Annotated in this window: 7 protein-coding genes; all 7 read left to right on the forward strand. The window is 63.8% G+C overall.

What is annotated here, in order from left to right; translation table 11 throughout:
• Positions 1-638 (forward strand): lytic transglycosylase domain-containing protein (locus tag C1D09_RS17530; RefSeq protein ID WP_143975501.1); only part of this gene is annotated, 638 nt, incomplete at its 5' end.
• A 5-nt stretch (positions 639-643) separates the two neighbouring features.
• Complete coding sequence (locus C1D09_RS17535) at positions 644-1,132, forward strand: GNAT family N-acetyltransferase (RefSeq protein ID WP_143975502.1); 489 nt, start codon at positions 644-646, stop codon at positions 1,130-1,132.
• A 171-nt stretch (positions 1,133-1,303) separates the two neighbouring features.
• A complete protein-coding gene (locus tag C1D09_RS17540) occupies positions 1,304-2,047 on the forward strand; it encodes a DUF899 family protein (protein WP_143975503.1) in 744 nt (247 codons plus the stop codon).
• Between the two features lie 257 nt (positions 2,048-2,304).
• Complete coding sequence (locus C1D09_RS17545; RefSeq protein ID WP_342780241.1) at positions 2,305-3,270, forward strand: YihY/virulence factor BrkB family protein; 966 nt, start codon at positions 2,305-2,307, stop codon at positions 3,268-3,270.
• 116 nt (positions 3,271-3,386) lie between these two features.
• The gene (locus C1D09_RS17550; RefSeq protein ID WP_143975505.1) at positions 3,387-3,938 is read left to right on the forward strand and encodes a DUF4142 domain-containing protein; all 552 of its coding nucleotides are present in this window, start codon (positions 3,387-3,389) and stop codon (positions 3,936-3,938) included.
• 88 nt (positions 3,939-4,026) lie between these two features.
• Positions 4,027-4,287: a cupin domain-containing protein gene (locus C1D09_RS17555; RefSeq protein ID WP_425463422.1), complete on the forward strand. Its 261-nt coding sequence runs from the start codon at positions 4,027-4,029 to the stop codon at positions 4,285-4,287.
• Positions 4,288-4,475: 188 nt separating this feature from the next.
• Positions 4,476-4,868, forward strand: a complete 393-nt coding sequence (locus tag C1D09_RS17560; protein WP_143975506.1) for a RidA family protein — start codon at positions 4,476-4,478, stop codon at positions 4,866-4,868.
• Positions 4,869-5,128: the final 260 nt, after the last annotated feature.

The following is a 5,128-nucleotide window of genomic DNA, read 5'->3' on the forward strand; positions in this document are numbered from 1 at the left end:
TCGCTAGGCCCAATGCCTGGCAGGCGCCGCCGCCGGCCAAGGCGGCCCAGCCGGTCAAGGCAGGCCTGCCGGTAATCCAGTCGGCCGAGACCTATAAGACCGCCGGGTTCATCGTGCCGGCGGTCGCCAAAAGCGGCCAGAAATTGCCTGGCGTACAGCAGGTAGCCTATGTCGTGCCGCAGAACCCGGCGGCACTGGTGCAGTTCCCCTCGGCGCCAGTTGATCCGGCCGCCACGGAAGAGCACACGGGCGTGCGCGGCGACGTCGACCGGCTGATCGTCAAATACGCCGCGCTCTACCAGGTGCCAGTGGATCTGGTGCGCCATGTCGTCAACCGCGAGAGCACCTTCAATCCCAAGGCCTACAACAATGGCCATTGGGGGCTGATGCAGATCAAGCACGCGACGGCGCGTGGCATGGGCTATGACGGACCGGCCAAGGGCCTGTTCGACGCCGAGACCAATCTGAAATACGCGGTCAAATATCTGCGTGGCGCCTGGCTGGTGGCGGGCGGCAACGCCAAGAAGGCCGACTGGCTCTACCAGACCGGCTATTATTTCGACGCCAAGCGCAAGGGCCTGCTTGAGGCGACCGGCCTCGGTGTCGACCGCAGGCGGCGTCCGCAGCCCGACGCCTGAGAGCGATGCCTGAACCGCGCCCGCCGGCTCTCAACGACATCCGGCTGCGCAAGCTTCTCGACGAAACGCTGGTTGCACCGCACTGGCCTGATGGTTTTGCCATGCGCTGCTTCGAGCCAGGCGACGCAACACCTCTTCATGCGCTGCTGAGCGAGGTGTTTGACGACGGCGCCGATGGCCCGTTCGACGAATGGTGGCCGCACATATCGGATGATCCCGAATTTGATCCGGCGCTGTGTTTCCTGGTTATCGACGCCAAGGGCCGGCTGGCGGCGGCGGCGCTGTGCTGGACGTCTGCTTTCGTCAAGGATCTCGCCGTTCATCCCGAGGCGCGCGGCAAGGGCATCGGCGAGGCGCTGATGTGGCATGCCTTCGCCATCTTTCGCGAGCGTGGCGCGGGCCATGTCGACCTGAAGACCAATACGGTCGAGAATCCCGCCGCGGTGCGGCTCTACGAACGGGTCGGCATGTTCGAGGTGGACTGGTACGGCTAGAGGCAAACTCGCCCGGTACGGTGCCGTGAGAATGCCGGGAAGCCGGGAGGTTCCCTTGCAATCAATCGCCGTGCGCCATCCAAGAAATGTCGGGAACCGGTCTTCGCCGAACGTCCTTGGGTCGCAGAGCAACAGCGCCGGGAGGCCGGCGCCGATCCAAGGGAGCCGATCATGATCACCTTTCCCAACGAATCCGCCAGATATCGCACCGCGCGCGAAAAGCTCCTGAAAAAGGAAATCGAGCTGCGCCGCGCCATGGAAGCCGTGGCCGAGGCGCGGCGTGCGCTGCCGCTGGGCGGGCTGATCCGCCAGGACTATGTCTTCGATGCGCTCGGTGCCGACGGCAGGCCGGCGAAGACAAAGCTGTCGGAACTGTTCGCGCCTGACAAGGATACGCTCATCCTCTACCAGATGATGTTTCCGCGTCATCCCCAGGAAACGCGCGACGTGGCGGTGAGCGGCGGCACGGCCAGGCTCGCCCGGCCGGACCAGCCATGCCCGTCCTGCACGGCGCTGCTCGACCAGTGGGACGGCGCCGTCGGCCATCTCGAAGCCGCCGGCTTCAATTTCGCCGTGGTGGCGAAAACCGCGCTGGAAAACCTGGTCACGCTCGGCCGGGATCGCGGCTGGAAGAACATGCGGCTGGTGTCGTCGGCCGCCAACAGCTTCAAGCGCGATTACAATGCCGAGGATGCCGACGGCGCGCAGATCCCGCTGCTGTCCGTGTTTCATCGCGACGGGGACGGCATCAGGCATTTCTGGTCGTCCGAGCTCGGCTTCGCGCCGCCGGAGCCCGGCCAGGACCCGCGCGCCATCGGCACCTGCGAGACCCTGTGGAACCTGATGGATTTCACCCCGCAAGGCCGGCCGGATTGGTACGAGCAACTGCAATATGGCGGGGCGTGCTGTCACTGACATCGGGACGTCGCGGCCTCAGCCGCCGCGCTTCAGCCTCGCATGGTTTTCACCATGGGCTCGCTACCGGCCTGCCCGACGAGGCAGGCTGGGCGCTTCGCGCACAAATTCAGCGCCCTGGATCACGCGCTTCACCTCGCTGAAACGCCCGCCCAAGTCGGCCGGAACATAGGAAGGCCCGCGGCATTGATAGGAGAGGTTTCGTCCCCCTTGGCGGATTCGAAATGCGACTTACAGGTAGGGACCTATGGGAGCTGGTGCGGGAAAGCCTGGTTGGCTTTGTCAACGACAACGCCCTTAGCCATGGTGCGGCGATGGCCTTTTACGCCGCCACGTCGCTGGCACCGGTTCTGATAATCGTCGTCGCTATAGCAGGCATCGCGTTTGGACATGACGCGGCGCAGTTGGCCTTGTCGGCCCAGATATCGGGGCTGATGGGTCCAGAAAGCGCGGCGCTCCTTCGAACAGCGCTCGAAGGAGCATCCAGCAAATCGTCGGGGACCATGGCGGCCATTGTCGGCGTGGCCACTTTGCTGGTCACCGCTTCCGCGGTGTTTGGCGAGATGCAGCAGGCCCTGAATGCGATATGGAAGGTTGAAGCGAAAGGCAGTTCGCTGTCGCGCCTCGTGCGCGCCCGTGCGGCAAGTCTCGGCCTGGTCGCGGCGCTTGGCTTTGTGTTGCTGGTCTCCTTGGTGGCGAGCGCGGCGATCTCGGCTCTGGGCAACGTGATCAGCGCTCGATTGCCGTTCGGCGAATTTGTTCTGAGCGCGATCAACACCCTGATGTCCTTTTCCCTGATCACCCTGATGTTTGCCGCGATCTACAAAGTCCTGCCCGATCGTGCCTTGCAATGGCGCGATGTCGGGATCGGTGCTGTCGTCACCGCCGCCCTGTTCACAGTGGGGAAGTCGCTCATCGGTTGGTATATCGGCACCAGTGCGGTCGCTTCGTCATATGGTGCGGCCGGAGGGCTGCTCGTCATACTGCTCTGGGTCTACTATTCATCGGAAATCTTTCTGCTCGGCGCAGAGTTGACCCGCGCCTATTGCGTTCGACACGGCAGCAGGCCCGACCTGGGCGGGCTGGTCGAGAATCCTCCCGATTCGGAACAGCCTGTTTCCATTCGCCGGGAGACCAACGCTTCGGGCGCCGTTGCGTTGTTGGCGGTGGCATGCGTGAGCGCGACGATGACGGCCTTTGTGCTGGGGCCCCGTCGCCCGTAGGGAGAGGCGCGCCGCGGTCGCAAGGCTCCTTCCCCTGAGGAGAAGGGACGTGTCTCGGCAACCTCGCCGCCTCTGCCGCGTTGGGCCTTCGAGGACACCGTTCACGGAGCGCTTCGATGAGACCGCATCTTGCCATTGCCATGCTGGCCCTTGTGGCCGCAACGCCTTCAGCCTTTTCCCAACAGGCCGCGCCGTCCAGCGAGGTGCCGCCTGTCTCCGAAAACAAGGTCGACACCGAGACCTTCGCCAGGACCGTGGTCAGCGCCAACCGCTTCGAAATCGAAAGCAGCAAGCTGGCCGAGAAGAAAGGCGTCGCGGCCGATGTGAAGGATTTCGCCGGGCTGATGGTCAAGGACCACACCAAGGCCGGCGAGGATTTCAAGGCGGCGCTTGAAAAGAGCCAGAGCACGGCGTCCGTCACCCCGGAAGGCCCGCCGCTGCTGCCGAACGACAAGGCGATGCTCGACCAGCTCAAGGCGCTGGACGGCGACGCCTTCCAGGCCAAGTACATCACCTTGCAGACGCAGGCGCACAAGCAGGCGGTGGCGATGTTCTCCACCTATGCCCGATCCGGCGACGACCCAGCGCTGAAGGAGTTCGCCAAGAAGACGCTGGACACGCTGAAGATGCACGAGATGCATTTGAAGGATCTGGCGGCGGTGCATTAGGGGCCGGCTTGACCAGTCAGGGGCCGGACATCGTTCTGGACCTTCGGAGCCGCATATCGGAGAGGAAGTAGCGACGCGGGGCTTCTATGTGCTGGAAGGCGAACTGACGCTGGTCGAGGATGGCGGCGAGACGCTGCTCAGGGCGGGCGATGGTGCTGCCTTCGCCGGGAACAGCTGCAACGGCCATCACATGATCAACCGCTCGTCGGTAACGACCCGCTGCCTCGAGGTCATCTCGCGCAATCCGAACGGTATCATCACCTGCTCCGACATCGACATGATGAGCCCGAGCAGGGATGGCCGTTTCCTGCACAAGGACGGCACGCGTATCCGGGGCAGGGGTGAGTGAGGCTCTTCCCTCTGCCGGGTCCCCGCTGCTTCGCAGCGTCCGGCGTTCGCCGGCCTTTCATCGTGCCACTGGCACGATGAATTCGCTTCGCGAACCGGCTGCTCACCCCACAGGGGGAGAAGGAAGAACGGCGCTGGCGTTCGCCGGCCCGCCGGATAAGCTCCCTGCCGAACCCAGGGAGAACCACCATGAAAAAACAAGTCATCGAAGTGCCGGTCATGTCGGACAAGGTGCGCTCACTCGGCCTGCCCTGTTCGACGGCGGTGAAGGCCAACGGCTTCGTCTTCATCTCGGCGACGCCGCCGGTGGACATGGTGACCGGCGAGATGGTGCGCGGCGACATCGAAACCCAGACCGACGCATCGCTGAAGGCGCTGAAACATTGCCTGGAAGCGGCCGGTACCTCGCTGGAAAACGTGGTGATGGTGCGCATCTACGCCGTCAATTCCGGCTTCTACAACGCCATCAACCGGGTTTATGCCAGGTACTTTTCGACCAACCCGCCAGCGCGGAGTTTCGTGCCGGTGGCGTCATGGCCGATGGAGTTCGATATCGAGATCGAGTGCGTGGCGGTGGCGTGAGGGGGCTTGGCTCCCCCTTCTCCCCTTGTGGGAGAAGGTGTCGCCGAAGGCGACGGATGAGGGGTGTTCCAGGGAACGCTAACCGCCATCGCGGACCTTCGTGCCGGTGGCTTCGTAGCCGATGGAGTTTGATATCGAGATTGAGTGCGTGGCGGTGGGGTGAGAGGGCGCCCCAATAACTACTTCTGGCCACTAGAAGAGCTTAGTTGCCAGAAGCGCTGCAATGGCCCCGACAACGGCAGATATTATTACGGTATAGT

It is taken from the genome of Mesorhizobium intechi, from assembly GCF_002879535.1.
GTDB classification, from domain to species: Bacteria; Pseudomonadota; Alphaproteobacteria; order Rhizobiales; family Rhizobiaceae; genus Mesorhizobium; species Mesorhizobium intechi.